Annotated in this window: 14 protein-coding genes and 4 pseudogenes; 3 read left to right on the forward strand and 15 right to left on the reverse strand. The window is 34.2% G+C overall.

Annotated elements, in window-relative coordinates:
* Positions 1-161: 161 nt before the first annotated feature.
* The 3 genes from BR66_RS0106920 to BR66_RS23330 all read right to left on the reverse strand — a co-directional run bounded on the left by BR66_RS0106920 (position 162) and on the right by BR66_RS23330 (position 4523).
* Positions 162-1031 carry an SDR family oxidoreductase gene (locus BR66_RS0106920; RefSeq protein ID WP_026882260.1) on the reverse strand — a complete coding sequence of 290 codons (870 nt, stop codon included), beginning with the start codon at positions 1029-1031 and terminating at the stop codon, positions 162-164.
* 184 nt (positions 1032-1215) lie between these two features.
* On the reverse strand, positions 1216-2289 hold the full coding sequence (locus tag BR66_RS0106925; protein WP_026882261.1) for a tetratricopeptide repeat-containing glycosyltransferase family 2 protein: 1074 nt from the start codon (positions 2287-2289) through the stop codon (positions 1216-1218).
* A gap of 131 nt (positions 2290-2420) precedes the next feature.
* Positions 2421-4523, reverse strand: a complete 2103-nt coding sequence (locus tag BR66_RS23330; protein ID WP_084156383.1) for a collagen-like protein — start codon at positions 4521-4523, stop codon at positions 2421-2423.
* A 293-nt stretch (positions 4524-4816) separates the two neighbouring features.
* On the opposite strand from BR66_RS23330, the gene BR66_RS26605 reads away from it, so the two are divergent.
* Complete coding sequence (locus tag BR66_RS26605; protein WP_084156385.1) at positions 4817-6205, forward strand: collagen-like domain-containing protein; 1389 nt, start codon at positions 4817-4819, stop codon at positions 6203-6205.
* Positions 6206-6371: 166 nt separating this feature from the next.
* The gene (locus tag BR66_RS0106940; protein WP_026882263.1) at positions 6372-7271 is read left to right on the forward strand and encodes an SDR family oxidoreductase; all 900 of its coding nucleotides are present in this window, start codon (positions 6372-6374) and stop codon (positions 7269-7271) included.
* 102 nt (positions 7272-7373) lie between these two features.
* On the opposite strand, the gene BR66_RS0106945 is transcribed toward BR66_RS0106940, so the two are convergent.
* From BR66_RS0106945 to pdxR, 8 genes and pseudogenes are all read right to left on the reverse strand, one after another.
* Positions 7374-9410, reverse strand: coding sequence for a thioredoxin domain-containing protein (locus BR66_RS0106945; RefSeq protein ID WP_026882264.1), 2037 nt, complete (start codon positions 9408-9410; stop codon positions 7374-7376).
* A 236-nt stretch (positions 9411-9646) separates the two neighbouring features.
* Positions 9647-10471 (reverse strand): C45 family peptidase, encoded by an 825-nt coding sequence (locus tag BR66_RS0106950; protein ID WP_026882265.1) that lies wholly within the window; start codon positions 10469-10471, stop codon positions 9647-9649.
* A gap of 545 nt (positions 10472-11016) precedes the next feature.
* Positions 11017-11142, reverse strand: a pseudogene (locus tag BR66_RS25120) (DUF255 domain-containing protein); the annotation flags it as partial.
* Between the two features lie 41 nt (positions 11143-11183).
* Complete coding sequence (locus BR66_RS0106960) at positions 11184-11957, reverse strand: class I SAM-dependent methyltransferase (RefSeq protein WP_026882266.1); 774 nt, start codon at positions 11955-11957, stop codon at positions 11184-11186.
* Positions 11958-12088: 131 nt separating this feature from the next.
* Positions 12089-12256 (reverse strand): annotated as a pseudogene (locus tag BR66_RS25125) (DUF255 domain-containing protein); the annotation flags it as partial.
* A 60-nt stretch (positions 12257-12316) separates the two neighbouring features.
* The gene (locus BR66_RS23340) at positions 12317-12640 is read right to left on the reverse strand and encodes an FMN-dependent NADH-azoreductase (RefSeq protein ID WP_278246802.1); all 324 of its coding nucleotides are present in this window, start codon (positions 12638-12640) and stop codon (positions 12317-12319) included.
* Position 12641: 1 nt separating this feature from the next.
* On the reverse strand, positions 12642-12809 hold the full coding sequence (locus BR66_RS25600; protein WP_156946245.1) for a hypothetical protein: 168 nt from the start codon (positions 12807-12809) through the stop codon (positions 12642-12644).
* Positions 12810-12988: 179 nt separating this feature from the next.
* Positions 12989-14416: pseudogene (gene pdxR / locus BR66_RS26785) on the reverse strand (MocR-like pyridoxine biosynthesis transcription factor PdxR).
* Positions 14417-14559: 143 nt separating this feature from the next.
* Between pdxR and BR66_RS0106985 the strand changes: the two are divergent.
* Complete coding sequence (locus BR66_RS0106985) at positions 14560-14931, forward strand: pyridoxamine 5'-phosphate oxidase family protein (protein WP_026882267.1); 372 nt, start codon at positions 14560-14562, stop codon at positions 14929-14931.
* Positions 14932-15041: 110 nt separating this feature from the next.
* On the opposite strand, the pseudogene BR66_RS23350 reads toward BR66_RS0106985, so the two are convergent.
* From BR66_RS23350 to BR66_RS0107005, 4 genes and pseudogenes are all read right to left on the reverse strand, one after another.
* A pseudogene (locus BR66_RS23350) lies at positions 15042-15386 on the reverse strand (hypothetical protein); the annotation flags it as partial.
* 268 nt (positions 15387-15654) lie between these two features.
* A complete protein-coding gene (locus BR66_RS0106995) occupies positions 15655-15969 on the reverse strand; it encodes a pyruvate kinase (protein WP_026882268.1) in 315 nt (104 codons plus the stop codon).
* Positions 15970-16036: 67 nt separating this feature from the next.
* The gene (locus tag BR66_RS0107000) at positions 16037-16315 is read right to left on the reverse strand and encodes a hypothetical protein (RefSeq protein ID WP_026882269.1); all 279 of its coding nucleotides are present in this window, start codon (positions 16313-16315) and stop codon (positions 16037-16039) included.
* A 21-nt stretch (positions 16316-16336) separates the two neighbouring features.
* On the reverse strand, positions 16337-16711 hold the full coding sequence (locus BR66_RS0107005; RefSeq protein WP_026882270.1) for a hypothetical protein: 375 nt from the start codon (positions 16709-16711) through the stop codon (positions 16337-16339).
* Positions 16712-16920 lie beyond the last annotated feature (209 nt).

Raw genomic sequence — 16920 nt, forward strand, 5'->3', positions numbered from 1 at the left:
CACCTCATTTAAAATAATAATAATATATTCTCTTATTATTATACAGTATCGACAAGTTTTCAAATAATATTTCGTAATAAAATTATTTATCAGATATGCAAATATCAATGTAAATAAGTGAAAGCCTTATGCCAGCATTATTTTAAGTATGAAATATATTTTTAACTATTTATGATTTCTCCACCATTTATATGGATAGTCTCACCTGAAATATAAGATGAACCATCCTCAGCTAAAAAAACATAACAAGGAGCTAGTTCAACTGGCTGACCTGGTCTACCTAACGTTGTATTTAATCCAAATTTTCCAACATCTTCAGCGCTGAATGATGAAGGTATTAGTGGTGTCCATATAGGTCCTGGAGCAACCGCATTAACTCTTATATTTCTGCTAGCCACTGATAATGCCATTGACCTAGTAAAAGATACTATGGCACCTTTAGTTGATGAATAGTCTATTAATGTTTTATTTCCCTTATATGCTGTAACTGATGAAGTGTTTATAATACTACTGCCATCTTTTAAGTATGGTAATACATATTTTGTTAAATAAAACATGGCAAATATGTTTGTTTTAAATGTTCTCTCTAATTGTTCTTTTGTTATATCTTCTACACTATTTTGAGGGTGTTGTTCACCAGCATTATTAACCAATATATCTATTGCATTATATTGGTTAATAATTTTTTTTACGGATTCCTTGCAAAATTCTTCATCACCTATGTCTCCATGGATAAGTAAACATTCGGCTCCATTTGTCTCTATAATTTTTTTAGTTTCATTAGCATCTTCATGTTCATCTAAATATATTATTGCTATTCTAGCACCTTCTTTTGCGTAAGCTATGGCCACCGCTTTTCCTATTCCACTGTCACCTCCTGTTATAACAGCTACTTTATTTTTAAGTTTTCCTGTTCCTTTGTATTCTGCATCCTCATATATAGGTTTTGGATTCATAAGTTTTTCCAAACCTGGCTGTTTATCCTGTTTTTCAGCGGGAACAGTCTTAGGATATGTTATTGTATTAGTCATTTTAAATCATCCTTTCCATATTTTTTAATTTAGTATGCCCAGATTATTATGTTTAAGTCTTTTAATCATTTAAAAGTTACGAGGATTAATGGTTTACAATTGCATTTAGTTTACATAATATTTTATATGTAAACTAATGTAAAGATTTATTTAACAATCTGCTCTTGAATGCGAAATACCAGCATTATTTACTGGTATTTTCAAAATATTTCCTATTATAATTTACCGAATAATCATTTTTTTTATACTTTTCGGCTTTATTATTATATTCTATAGCCGCATCTCTGTTACCAATCCTATCATAACAAACACACAACTGTATGCTAGGTATATATCCCCAATAATCATGAGATATGAATCCCCAACTATCTTTTGGTTCTTCTAATTGAGAAACTAATTTATACCAAAAAATAGCTTTTTTATAATTTTTCATTTCAAAGTAATAGTGACCAATTTCGCAACAGATTTCAGCTCTAGGGGTATCGTATTCAAAACTTCTTAATAATGATTTTAACATTCTCTTATTATCATTTTTATATGCATAACATTTTGAAAGATTAAAACAAGCGCTTATATTATCTTCTATCCATCCTCTTTCTGTATCTAAAAATTTATTAAAGTATTCTATTGCTTTATCGTACTCACCATTATAATACAATTCTCTAGCATAATAATTAAGCCCTCTAGTTGTAAGTTTCTTGCCATTAGCTATTAATTGCTCATAAATAGCTAAGTTTCTCCCCTTTATTGCTGGATGTTCTTTTTTATGAGTTATACAAATATCTGAATTAATAATGTTACCATTAATTTCTAAATACTCATGAATTGGCTCCATCCATTTATAGTTGTTTATTCTTTTGGACAATCTTTCCCTGAAATATGATAGAGTAATATTCCCATTTTTATCGAAACCTACATTATATTTCATCATTACAATATCTACTTTTTTATTTAAATTGGCTTTAAGTTGTATTAATTTTTTTCTGTCGTCTTCAAGAATAATGTCATCTGCATCCAGCCAAAGAATATAATCCATTTTTGCCATTGAATACGCATAATTTCTTGCTGCAGAAAAGTCATCAATCCATTTAAAATCATACATCTTATCAGTAAAGGTTTTAACAATTTCTTTTGTGTTGTCCGTTGATCCTGTATCTACTACGATTATTTCATCAGCAATATCTTTAACGCAATCAAGGCATCTTCCTATTACATCATCTTCATTTTTTACAATCATACACAAACTAATAGTTATCATATAAATCACTCCAAAATTCAACATAGTATATACTATGCTAAATTCTTAAGTTATGACATATATACGTTTAAAAAATAGAAATTGCCAAATATATGCATGCTATATTTGGCAATTTCTTTATTCATAATTAATTAGAATTGTACTATATTTAAAGCTCTAGTGAGTGCTACTGCACTTGCAATATTAGTTGCTGTAACTGTTATACGAATTTCATAAGTGTGAGCAGCGGCTGAAGGACTATCCACCCACGTTAAATTTGGAATTTCAGAAAGAGTACGTGTAGCTAAAGGCACATTATCCTGCTCTTTTTCCACTGTTATAGAACTAATTGATGTTCCATCAAGGAATAGGCTATAGGTTATGGTGTATTGATTTGGAGACGCATTCCCTGATGTTAACTCAACTTCTGACATTGAATCTAATTTCAAACTCTGACCTGCAACAGTTGTTATAGGAATTGTTAAAACTGATACTTCCGTGCCTATTGGAAGCGCTATTGAACTACTTAGTTGAGTTGATGCTAGAGTACTCCCTGCACCAGTAGCTCCTGTTGCTCCAGTAGCTCCAGTTGCTCCTGTTGCTCCTGTGTCTCCAGTAGCTCCAGTTGCTCCTGTGTCTCCGGTAAGACCAGTAGCTCCAGTAGCTCCAGTAGCTCCTGTGTCTCCAGTTGGACCGGTTGCTCCTGTATCTCCTATATCTCCAGTTGCTCCTGTTGCTCCTGTTATTCCAATTCCAGTTGCTCCTGTTGCTCCAGTTGCGCCGGTAGCGCCAGTTGCTCCTGTTGCTCCTGTTGGGCCTGTGATTCCAACACCAGTAGCTCCTGTTGCTCCTGTTATTCCAGTAGCTCCTGTTGGGCCTGTTGGACCTGTAGCTCCTGTATCTCCTATATCTCCAGTTGCTCCTGTATCTCCAGTTGCTCCAGTTGTGCCTGTTGGTCCAGTTGCTCCAATAGCACCAGTTGGGCCTGTTGCTCCTGTATCTCCAGTGGGTCCTATATCTCCAGTTGAACCAGTTGCTCCCGTTGGGCCTGTTGCTCCAATTGGACCTGTTGCTCCAGTTGAACCAGTTGCTCCTGCAGGGCCTGTACCTCCAGTTCCTCCTGTTGGGCCTGTAGCTCCTGTAGCTCCTGTTGTTCCAGTTGCTCCTGTAGCGCCTGTATCTCCTACAGCACCTGTTGGTCCAGTTATTCCTATACCAACACCTGTAGCACCTGTTGCACCTGTTGCTCCAGTAGTACCTGTTGGACCGGTGGCTCCAGCTTGTCCGGTGGCTCCAGTAGCTCCTGTATTTCCAGTTGTGCCTATTGCACCAGTTGCACCTGTTGCTCCCGTTATTCCGGTAGCTCCTGTGGTGCCAGTAGCACCTGTAGCTCCTGTACCTCCCGTTGCTCCCGTTATACCTACTCCGGTTGGGCCTGTTGCTCCTGTATTTCCAGTTGGACCTGTTGAACCTGTATCTCCAACTGCGCCAGTTGGGCCTGTGATGCCTACACCAGTGCTACCTGTTGGGCCTGTTGAACCAATAGCACCAGTTGGGCCTGTTGCTCCTGTGTCCCCCACTGCACCAGTTGGGCCTGTTGCTCCTACGCCAGTTGCACCTGTTGCTCCTGTTGTTCCTACACCAGTTGGGCCTGTTGCTCCTGTTACTCCAGTGGCTCCAGTAACTCCTGTAGATCCTGTTGTACCTGTTGGACCCGTTGAACCTATGGCTCCAGTAGCTCCTGTACGCCCTGTGGCACCTGTTGGTCCTGTGATACCAGTATTTCCAACAACTCCTGTTGCACCAGTTGGACCAGTTGCTCCTGTAGTCCCAGTGGCACCCGTTCTTCCAGTGGCTCCAATTGCACCAGTTGCACCAGTTGCTCCAGTTGCTCCTACTGGTCCAGTGACTCCATCATTACCTGCAGGACCAGTAGCTCCAATTGCACCTGTATCACCAGTTGCTCCTGTTGCTCCAGAAATACCAGTTGGACCAGTAGATCCTGTTATTCCTATTGGCCCGGTTACTCCAGTTGCTCCTGTTCTTCCAGTGGCACCAGTAGATCCTGTAGCTCCTGTAGCTCCTGTTGTTCCAGTTGCTCCTGTTGCACCAGTAGCTCCAGTTGCTCCTGTGGCTCCTGTTCTTCCAGTTGCTCCTGTTGGACCTGTTGGACCTGTGGGTCCTGTTGGTCCTGTGGCTCCATCTATAGCAATTTCAAGTTCTGCTTGGTTATATTTTAAATTATTAACATCCATATAATCAAATCTCCTCAATTTTTTATCTTAGATATAAGTCAAAACAATGTTGTAGTTCATTATATTCTAAATATAAAAATAAGTGAGTATTTATTAAAATAAACTCACAATTTGGAGTTTTGACTTTATTTTTTCCCCTATTATGTCAAAATTAGCAGGCAAAAATATATTGCTTCCAATTAAGCCATACGGATAATGTAACTTTATATTATAAAGTTCATATAATGAAGTGTAAATGATTAAATATATTAATACTATATTTAACTTTATTCTAGTACATCAGGAGGATATTTATGAAGAATGGAAATTATTACTTTAATGGCGTAAAATTCTATTCATATTGGCATAAAGATGATTCATCTGTACTACATGACAAATGCAGCTCAAATTTCCATGATGATGATTCATCTGAAGTATATGACGAATATAGCTCAAATAGTCATAAGAACAACTTATTTAAAGAATGTCATGTAAATAGTCACAACAACTGTAGGTTTTGTGATATTGGTTGTCAAGGACCTCAAGGGCCTCAGGGTCCTCAAGGTCCTGCTGGTGTTCCTGGACCTCAGGGTCCCGAAGGAGCTGCAGGCCCTGCCGGTCCTGAAGGTGCGCCTGGGCCTGCCGGTCCTCAAGGTCCCGCTGGCACACCTGGATCTCAAGGCCCTGAAGGCGTAGCAGGACCTGCTGGCCCTGAAGGTGCTGCTGGTCCTGCCGGTATTACTGGGCCTGCTGGAAATACTGGTGCTGTTGGTGCTACTGGTCCCGCTGGTGCTGCCGGTCCTACTGGCTCTACTGGTGCCACTGGTGCTACTGGTACCACTGGTGCTGCCGGCATAGCTGGAGCTGCTGGACCTCAAGGTCCCGAAGGTGCTGCTGGTCCTGCTGGCCCTGAAGGTGCTGCTGGTCCTGCCGGGCTTCAAGGTCCTCAAGGTCCTGAAGGTCCTCAAGGCACTATTGGACCTCAAGGTCCCGAAGGCGCTGCCGGCCCTGCTGGTCCTGAAGGTGCTGCTGGCGTTGCCGGGCCTACTGGCTCCACTGGCCCTGCCGGTCCTACTGGCTCTACTGGTTCAACTGGGTCCACTGGTGCTACAGGTGCCGCAGGCATAGCTGGCGCCGCCGGTCCTCAAGGGCCTGAAGGTGCTGCTGGTCCTGCTGGCCCTGAAGGTGCTGCTGGTCCTGCTGGTCCTCAAGGTCCTGCTGGTGCTCCTGGCCCTCAAGGTCCAGTTGGTGCCACTGGTGCTACTGGTGCAACTGGTGGAGTATTAAGCTTCGCAGATTTTTTTGCACTTATGCCTCCAGATAATGCGGCAACAGTTGCACCAGGTACTGATGTAAGCTTTCCACAAGACGGTCCTACTAGTGGGTCTATTATTACACGAACTGGTCCCAGTACATTTAACTTATCTGCGATTGGCACCTATCAAATCTTATTTAATGTAAGTGTGAGCGAAGCAGGTCAACTGATTCTGACTCTAAATGGTGCTGACCTTGCATATACAGTGCTTGGACGATCAACAGGTACTACAGCTATAGTAGAAACCGCTGTTGTAACAACCACAGTAATAAATTCATTACTCACTGTGAGAAATCCTGCTGGAAACTCTACGGCACTTACCATAACTCCACTAGCTGGAGGCACGAGACCAGTTTCAGCACATCTTGTTATCACTCAAATTGCATAGATCTATATAGAATATCATGATGTAATGAATATTTGCCAAATTCTTAATCCGTCGTATGTATTCATATATGTATTATACGGCGGTTGGATTTTTGTGTAGTATCCAGTACTATAATTTGATTTTTTATAATATTATTATGTAGATAACATTTTCAGGAGAATTTAAATTGACTCTATATTATAAATATTTAGGTTACAAAACAGAATGCAAAAAAATACCAATAACTTTTCCTGCTCAACATCAACCAGTTCAACCTGGCCTGGAAACTCTAATGGTGCCAAGACCGATTTTTGATAATCCAAACTATATTGGTACAAATAAATTAAAAAATAAAGTTGCGTTAATTACTGGCGGCGACAGTGGAATTGGAAGGGCTGTATCCCTAGCCTTTGCAAAAGAAGGCGCTAATATAGCTATTGCATACCTTAATGAACACGAAGATGCTAGAGAAACAAAAGCTTTAATAGAAAACCTGGGTAGAAAGTGCATTTTAATTTCTGGTGACATTAGAGATGAATCATTCTGCATAGAAACCGTTAAAAGGACTCTATCCGCTTTTAATCATATTGATATATTAGTTAATAATTCAGGAGTGCAGTTTCCACAAAATAAACTTGAGGACATATCAGCCCAGCAACTCGATGATACTTTTAGAACAAATATGTATCCAATGTTTCATATTACTAAAGCATCTCTGCCCCATTTGAAATGTGGCAGTACAATCATAAATACAACCTCTGTTACCGCTTATCTAGGAAATAAAATTCTTTTGGATTATTCCAGCACAAAAGGTGCTATTGTTAGTTTTACACGATCCTTAGCTCTTTCTCTTGTGTCTAAAGGAATACGAGTTAATGGTGTTGCCCCTGGTCCCATTTGGACTCCACTTCAACCCGCCAGCTATTCAGCAGAAGTAATTACAACTCTTGGTGCAAATACACCTATGAAAAGAGCTGGTCAACCTTTTGAATTGGCGCCAACATATGTATATCTTGCCTCTGAAGATTCAAGCTACGTAACCGGACAAATACTACATGTAAATGGTGGATCTTTTATGGGCTCATAAATAATATTAAATTAGATTTATGCCTTTAAACAAAAATAAACTATGTAAATTAATATACCTAGTTTATTTTTGTTTTTATTGGAAGTCTTTGTAGCCGTTGTTTTATAAGATTTTTATTAATTCATCTATACTTGTTGTAGGTATTCTACATGTATAATTTTCACAAACATATGCTGTTGCCTTATTATCTATCATATTCTGATCAGTTATAAATGGTATGAGTTTGTGAATTTTCTCACTTCCATCATTAAAAATAATTGAGGAGAACGGTGAGTATTTTTCATTAGCTATATTTAACATACTTTCAGTATTTGCTTCATTACTTTTTCCTGATATAACTATAAGCTTTCCTGGTACTATACTGTATAAAAAAGCAGTAACCATTTTACTATATGCCTCTGGCATACTTTTAACTAGACTTCCAAAAGTTTTGAAAATTTTATCTATATTTTTTTCCAACTTTACATCTCCAGTTATTTTAAAAAGTCTTACCATATTCATTACTGCGACACTATTTCCTGAAGGAATAGCACCATCATAGGAATCTTTTGATCTTATAATTAACTTTTCACTATCCCATGAAGACATGAAAAATCCACCATTATCATCATCCCAAAAATATTTTATCATTTCCTCATTTAGATTTAGTGCCTTTTCTAAATACTTATAATCATAGGTCGTTCTATACAATTCAATTAAGCCCCATACAATAAAAGCATAATCATCTAAATACCCCAAATATGAAGATTCACCATCTCTATATCTAGCTAGAAGTCTTCCATTATTATTTTGTAATTTGCCAAATATAAAATCCAGAGCCTCTTCTGCAACTTTAGTATATTGGGTATTTTCCAAAATCCTACCCCCATAGGCTAAAGAAGCAATCATAATTCCATTCCAGGAAGTTAAAATTTTGTCATCCTTCAGTGGATGTACTCTTTTTTCTCTATAGTCGAATAATTTTCTGCGGAGTTCTTCTAGCTTAATGTTTAAAGCCCCATAGTTTTTGTCATTTATATCAGTATTTATAAGACTGGGAATATTCTTTCCTTCAAAATTACCTTTTGGAGTAATGTTATAATATTTACTATATAATTCTCCATCTTTTTTTCCTAATACTTTTTCTACCTCTTCCTTTGACCAAATATAAAACTCCCCTTCTTTTCCTTCAGAATCTGCATCTTCAGCAGAATAAAAGCCTCCATCCCTAGAAGTCATATCTCTTAATACATAAATAAAAATTTTTTCTGCTACTTCTTTGTATAAAGGATCTTTTGTAGCCTCATAAGTTTCCAGATATGCATAGGATAAAAGAGCATTATCATATAACATTTTTTCAAAATGTGGGACTAACCAATTTCTTTCAACTGAATATCTTGAAAATCCAAATCCAACATGATCAAATATTCCACCTTTATACATGTTAATTAAAGAACTTTTGGCCATTTCTAATGCATTCTCTTCGCCATATAACTTCCAGTAGCTTAAAAGAAAATTAATATTATGTGCTGTAGGAAACTTAGGCGCTAATCCAAAACCACCAAATAAATGGTCATAAGACTTAACTAGATTTTTGTAGCATTGTTCCACTACTTTACTATTTAACTCAAAAGGTTTTAATTCAGAATATTGTTTTACAGCTTTAATTATATCTTCACTGGATTCGATTAAACTAATCGCATCTTTTTTCCAAGCTTCACTTATTTTATTTAATATGTCCATTAGACCTGGGTAACCATGTTTGCTTTGCTTTGGAAAATAGGTTCCTGTAAAAAATGGTTTTTTATCTGGAGTCATGATAATTGTTAAAGGCCATCCTCCACTTCCTGTCATAGCCTGACATACGGACATGTATATATTATCGATGTCTGGTCTTTCTTCTCTGTCAACTTTTATTGATATAAAGAAATCATTTAATATTTTACTAACTTGAAGATCCTCAAAAGATTCTTTTTCCATTACATGGCACCAGTGACAAGTGGAATAGCCAATACTTAGGAAAATAGGTTTATCTTCTGTTTTTGCTTTTGTAAAGGCTTCTTCAGACCAAGGAAACCATTCTACAGGGTTATATGCATGTTGTAACAGATACGGACTTTTTTCATTTATTAATCTATTGGGTATCTTGCTAGTTGTCATAGGGCATCACCTCCTTAAATAAAGATACAACCTTATTATACCCAAACAAAAAGTGACTATGTAAGGCACATAGCCACTAATTTTTATTTGAACTTAATCTCAATGGTCAAACTATTTTCAACATACTTATAGTCTATATACTCAATTATCGTCTTGTATAGTTCATTTTGTTCTTCCCAAGTCAATAGAGGATTACTCATTAAAGTATCAATTGCTCTTTTTTATTATAATGATTTTCACTTATATAAGCTAATAAGATCCTTCACAAATATTTCTCCATTTGTAAAATGAATTTTATTGTTGCTTAAAAGTCCATCCAATGATTGAATTGTTTTTTCGATCATTGAAATTTTCCATTTTTTACTTAAATCTGTTTTAAAACTAATATAAACTTCATCTTTTAACGGTTCAAATACTATTGAACACAAAGTATTATCCTGACTAGTTTTTCTTAAAACTTCAAAAGCTTCATTTATACCAAAGCTATTAATATTATTATCAATATATTCATGAGCACAAATATATCTATCAGCACCACAACCATATACTTTATCATAATTTGTTTCCTTGAAATTCCCATTTGGAAAATTAGTCATAATAATAAAATCATTATTAATCCGACTTATTATATTTGTATCAATTCCTTCTTCCAGAATATATGCATTACCAGTTTTATCAGCGATAATAGTATGTAGTCCTAAATCTGGGAATAATGGATTTCTAGGATACGAGATTACTCTTTTATTAAGAATTTCACAAAATTCAGATGTTTTTCTTGTTTTCTTTAGCGCCTCATCAAAAATATCAAAAGCAAACCAATCATTTTCGTTACAACTTGATTTAAAACCTGGACTATATTCTACTGCTTGAGTACAGATAAAAAGACCCTCACTATTAAAACCAGCGATGTCCCTGTATATGTTATCTAATAAGCCTGAAAAGTAAAATATGTTTTTATCATTATAACAAAAGACTTTCAGTTTTAAATCAATTTCATCAGTATCAAAATTCATACCATAAATAATTTTTTCTTGACCGTATACTGCAAAACTTGTACACATTTTAGAACTTCCTTTTAATTTATATTTTTGTCATATAATATGCTTAGAGTATTTAGAGAATCATTTAGCTATTTTACCATTGGCTTCACCACTTTCTTAAACTTATATTTAAATGATATCACTGGCTACATCAATGTATCAACCTAATACATTTTTCAGAAACAAAAATGCGCCATCTAGCGTTTGCTTTATGGCGCATTTCATTATTGATTTTCTTTTTTCATTCTGAAAATAATTTTCTGTATACTTTTGCTTGTGGCAACACATCTGTTGCTTTAATATAGCTCATTAGTATGCTCCTCCTAAATACAATTTCATTTTAGGATTGAGCAAAGGTTATTTCATATTTTAATTATTAATATCTATGCAATAGCCTCTGCTATGCATTAACTACAGATCTGGTCATAAAGCAATTTCCCCTACTTATTCCAGTTACTGTAAATTATATTTATTATTTCTCACATCGAACGTATAAGTACATTATGTTAATATTTTACCACAAATCAGAATGCCACCAATGACAAGTAGTCAACTGCACCCATTAATGAGTATCCAATAGACAAGAATATCGGTTTATCTTCTACTTTTGCTTTAGCAAAGGCTTCATCATTCCACGAATACCAATCAACAGAGTTATAAGACAGAATTTTGTGAGGTTTAGGATTCAAAATCTATTTACTTTCAATATGTAGAAAATGCTTATTAGTGGGTGTTATTGTTTTCTTGCCAAATACAAGTCCATTGTGTCATGTATATCAACTTGTCCACCATTGTTATTAATAACATCAATCATGTCTATTTCTAAAAGTTTTCTCTTATCTTCTTGTAACGCTCTATGGTCAGAATAGGTATTAAGAAGTGAAATATAACTTTCAGCGTCAAACAGCCTTACTTGATGATATAATTTGTAGTTTACATCTATAAATCCATACTGATTTATTGTTCTAACTATATCTAAACAATTATCTACGCTGAATTTATGCACAGTTGATTTCTTATCAGAAGGTGACCAATATTTATCATAAACTTTTTGCATTTCAAAATGTAATTTATCTTCTGGTACTGACGGGTGGTTCCAAAAGAGTGCCAATACACCATTACTTTTCAAAAGCTGAAATGCTTTTGTATATCCAACATCTTGCGGTATCCAATGAAATGCTGTTGCTGAATAGATTAGTTCAAAAAAATCTTCTTCAAAGGTAGTGCTTTCAAAATCATTATTAACAATATCGAAATTCTTATATTTAGAAAATTTTTCTTTTGAGAACTCTGCTAAATCCTTGCCTAACTCAATAGCAGAGACCTTACAACTTGTACTTAGAAATGGTGCTGTTGCCTGTCCTGTTCCTATACCAATTTCAAGAGCCTTTTTATTCAAGTCTAATCCAGTGAACTTAATAATATCATCATATAACTCTTTCACATAAGTTGGTCGCATTTTGTCATAATTCAATACGTCCTCATTGAATGTCTGTCGTAAGTCCATCTTAAAATACCCTCCACTAATATAAATACTCTTCACATATTATATCATTTAAAACAATAATTTCAAGAAAATATTATTTGGGTGCAGTAACTTGATTGACACCAGTGACAAGTCGTTTTGTTGTACAGTTACGAATACCCAATAGAAAGGATTATAGGTTTATTTTCCATCTTTGCTTTTTCAAAAGCTTCATTACCCCAAGGATACCAGTCTACTGGGTTGTATGCATGTTGCAATAGGTACGGAGATTTTTCATTTAATAATCTATTAGCTATTAGATGCATATTTTCGTTAGGCATATTATCACGCTCCCTTCATATTTATAATAATGTTATTATAAACAAAAAACCTACCGAATATTATCCGATAGCTTTTATTTCACTTGCCTTATCTTTAAATGCATCTACTCCATCTATAAATATAGCTAGTACATCTTCTATTCCTATAAAACTCATAATATGTTTTAAATAGTTATGTCCATAATCCTTACCTTCTAAAGATTCATGATCATAAATCCCTCCACTGGACTGAATATACAATACCTTTCTATTTTCTAGTAACCCCTTAGGACCTTTTGAAGCATATTTTATGGTTTTACCTACAACGCATAAAGTATCTAAGTAAGCTTTTAAATTTGAAGGTAAAAAATGATTCCACATGGGGTTAACAAATACATATTTAATATCATCTTCCTCCTATTATATTTAGTACGTGAAATTCTGAATAAGATATTTTATCAGTATCTATACCAATGGATTTCATTTCAGCTAAAAATTTCTGATGGTTTTGATTTTCACTAATCTCACGTAGATAAAAAATTTTCTCAAGGTTTTTTATAAGTTCCTCATGCATAACATCAATCTCTCCTTTAACTCCTGTTAACCTAATTTACACGCTTTTATTTTTTCTACTAAGCTAGATAACTCATCTATACTCGCGGTTATTTCTTCTATTTGCGCAACTGTCTTTATCTTTAAAGCTACCGAATATTATAAGCAAACGATTATGTGATATATAGATTCAATTTTTATTTAATCATTAAACCAAGCATCATTAAGTAACTTTATGCCTTCAGTAATATCACTTTCTAGCAATCCACCAAATCCAAGCAAAACCATATTATTAGAATATTCTTCTGGTTTCATCCAAAATATTGATATAGGATAAACTATTACACCATGATTTTTAGCCTTTATTATTAATTCTTCTTCACCTAATCCATTATTTATTTCCAATAAGATATGCAAACCTGCATTTTTACCATGAATAATAACTTTATTTCCCATTAACTCTTTAACTGTATGGGTTAGTACATCGTATTTTTTTTTATTAGCTATACATATCTTTCGTAGATGACTTTCAAAGTGTCCTAAATTCATAAATTGTTGCATTATTTTTTGTTCAATCACTGGAACAGATGTCTGGTATCTGCTAAAAAGTTTGTCATATTTTTTTAACCATTTCTGCGGTAATACCATATAATTCATACGTAAGCTAGGTGATAAAGCTTTTGAAAATGTGCCTATGTATACAACATTTTTTCCGGACGATATACTTTGTATTGATGGAATAGGTCTTGAATTATAGCGTAATTCGCTATCATAATCATCTTCAATTATAATTCCGTCTTTTCTTATGGCCCAAGAGAGCAGCTTTAATCTTTTTTGAATTGGCATAACTGAACCCAATGGAAATTGATGTGAAGGCGTTATGTATACTATTTTTGCAGAACTATTTTCTAATTGCTCAAGATCTATTCCATCTTTCTCCAAACCAATGGGAATAAGCTTATACCCATTATTAATAAATATATCTCGTGCACCAATATAACCTGGTTCCTCCAGTGCTACATTTACATTGCCAAAATCCTACCTAAATAGTTGACATAACAAACTTAAAGAGTAATCAAACCCAGAGCAAACTATTATTTGTTCAGGATTACAATCCACACCTCTTGATTTATTTAAATGTTCCATGATTTCTATTTTTAAGTCCAATTCGCCCTTACCTAAGCTGTAAGATGTCATATTTTCAACGCTAAATGAATTCAAACACTTATTTGAAACTTTTTTCCATATTCTGAATGGAAAGTCAGAAGCACTCAGTTTGCCATATTCAAAATTATATTTATATGTATTAACATGCCTCACTTGGGGTGATACATTTTTATGTTCTATAAAATTTTTAGATACTTGACTTTTTAGTTTTGAAATTATCCTGTTATCTACTTTTAGAGAAATAAAACCGCTACCAGGTTTGCTTTCTATATACCCCTCTGAACAAAGCTGTAGATATGCACTTTCAACTGTATTTCTACTGACATTTAGAGTTATTGAAAGTGCTCGTGTTGAGGGTAGCTTATCACCTTCTGAAATTTGTCCTGAAATTATTTTTTCTTTTAGCTGTTCGTAAATTTGCTGATATAAAGGAACACTGGAATCGCTAAGTAATATAATCATGTTAAAATCGCTCTCCTCTTAACTGTATCCTATAAAATATACTAAATTGGAACTTTTAATAGTTACAATTGCATTGTATAATTATTTTATTGAAAGGTCAAACAGCAAGTAATAATACCTTTTAAAACTAAGGAGGACTTTAAATGTTAAATGAAAAATTACTTGAGGTTATTTCTCATGAAGGAGTAGTCGCTATAGTATCTTGCAGCAATAATGAGGCACATGTAGTAAATACTTGGAATTCTTATATTAATACTACCGAAGATGGTAAATTACTAATACCAGCTGCTGGAATGAGAAAAACTCAAAAAAACCTAGAACAAAATAGTATTGTCAAGGTTACCATAGGTAGTAAAGAAGTTATGGGACATGCATACATGGGAGCGGGGTTCTTGATTGAAGGAACTGCAAAATTCCTTCAATCAGGAACGGAATTTGGTATGATGAAAGAAAAATTTTCTTTTTTAAGTAGAGTACTAGAGATAACAGTTACATCTTTAAAACAAACGATTTAGATATAAAATAAGTCAATCATTCACTTTGTAAGTGCAGGGAACGTACAACAATTTGTGTAAATCAAATCCATGTACGTTCCCTATTTGGTCATGGGAAAATACCTATATATTTAAAAAATTCTTTGGATTAATTTAATTATATAAATTGGAATTGTTATTTGTTCTATATAAGACATATCACTCATTCGCTTAATAAATCTTTTTCCATGGACTGATTCATGCATAAAACTAACGCCACCAGCAAAACCAAATAATTCAACTTTATTAAGCATTTCAATATCCATAGCTAACCACATTGCATTGAATACACTAAGCAAATGGCCATAAGAAACAATAATTATATTCTCATGATCATTGCTTATTATCCCATTAAAAAATGGTAATAACCTCTCCCACTCATCTCTTCTACTTTCTGCATCTGAAAACATTTTATCATCTCCTTCTTTTTCCTTAAGTTTCTCAAATACTTTAGGTAAAAATTTAACTAACTTGTTTTAGTAAAAAAATAAGAGCTTTATCATTTAATGATAAAACTCTAGATATATCAATGCTTTACGCTGATATTATATACTTTTTTGAGTTAGAACTATTTATTATTAATTCCAAAGAAATCGACATATATATTTCAACGAATTTTTTTTGTAAATATATATGCAATATTCAACTTACGCATAATTGAAAACTTCTTGATTTTATGTCCCTGCATCCTTTTTAATATATCATTTAGTGCCTTAACTTCACGCTGAAATCCACATTCCACGGCAAGGTCCCACGGGCAATCATAACACCCCAACGAGGTACCTTCATGATTTCCAAAAGCAAAAAAGGTAAGTTTTTAAAACTCCTGCGTATTTCAATTTTTAATACTATTCCTAACTGCACTTTACCAAGCATATTTAAATGTTTCCGAAGAAGTTGGACATTTTTCACAGAATTTACGAATGAAAGTGCTACAATATCTGCATTCCCTGCGACAAACTTCAAATCCTCAACATCTTTATCAGTCATAGCTGACAAATGTAGGTTACTATCAGGCAATTATATTTATTAGCACATTGAATTCTGTCCTTCCTAATGATGATAGCCCAATATCACCCATAGAAACCTATAAGGATTGGATATCATGACTTCGCAATGCCATATAATACAGCAAGTTTTTGGCACTAGCAAGGTAACTGGGGTGACATTTTTCTAGAAGAGATTCAGATTGAGTTACCATATTCAGCATATTTTCTCTAATAATATTTAGTTTACTAATTAAACCCTCAATGTATGTTAATTGCATTAATGAATTATTTGCATGTTGTTTTTTGAAACCATTTAATGACTCTAATATTCCATCATCTATATTTTTAATATTAGGTGTATCATCTTTTTTACTCACGTTTAATCATCTTCTTCGCTATTATTCTTTAGCGTCCTTAAAATAATAATAATGTTTAGGTACTCCTGTACCATCATCCTGAGCTTTAAATCCATGTTTTTCCCAAAATCGCTTACTGTTTTTATCATTTGCATATAGGCACATATTAAAACCGGTGTTTTTTAGTGCCGTAACTATTTCACTACCAACTTTCTTACTCTTTTTAAATACTTCAAAATTATCTATATCAAGAATACTCTCATCTTCACTTAGTTCTGCTTCTAGCAATGCAACAATCACATTATCCTTTTTCACCTTAAAACATCTATCTCCTGCCCACCATAATCTCAATTTATATCTCTTTTTTAAGGATAATACTTCTTTCTCTCCACATTTTTCAATACTTATTTTTTCCATTAATATACCCCTATCGTATCACAAAATATTAACTATAACTAAAAACAAACTACATTTAGTTATATACAATTTTATATTCTTTCTAAAATATAGCAAAAATTCTCATGAAAATACAATGTTTAAAACACATTTCTCTTCCATTATACATAAATTTAGTATTTCTTCAATGTATTTAATTAAAAGTTGAATTTTCATTCACTGATATATTG

It is taken from the genome of Clostridium akagii DSM 12554 (assembly GCF_000686725.1).
Lineage (GTDB): Bacteria > Bacillota > Clostridia > Clostridiales > Clostridiaceae > Clostridium_I > Clostridium_I akagii.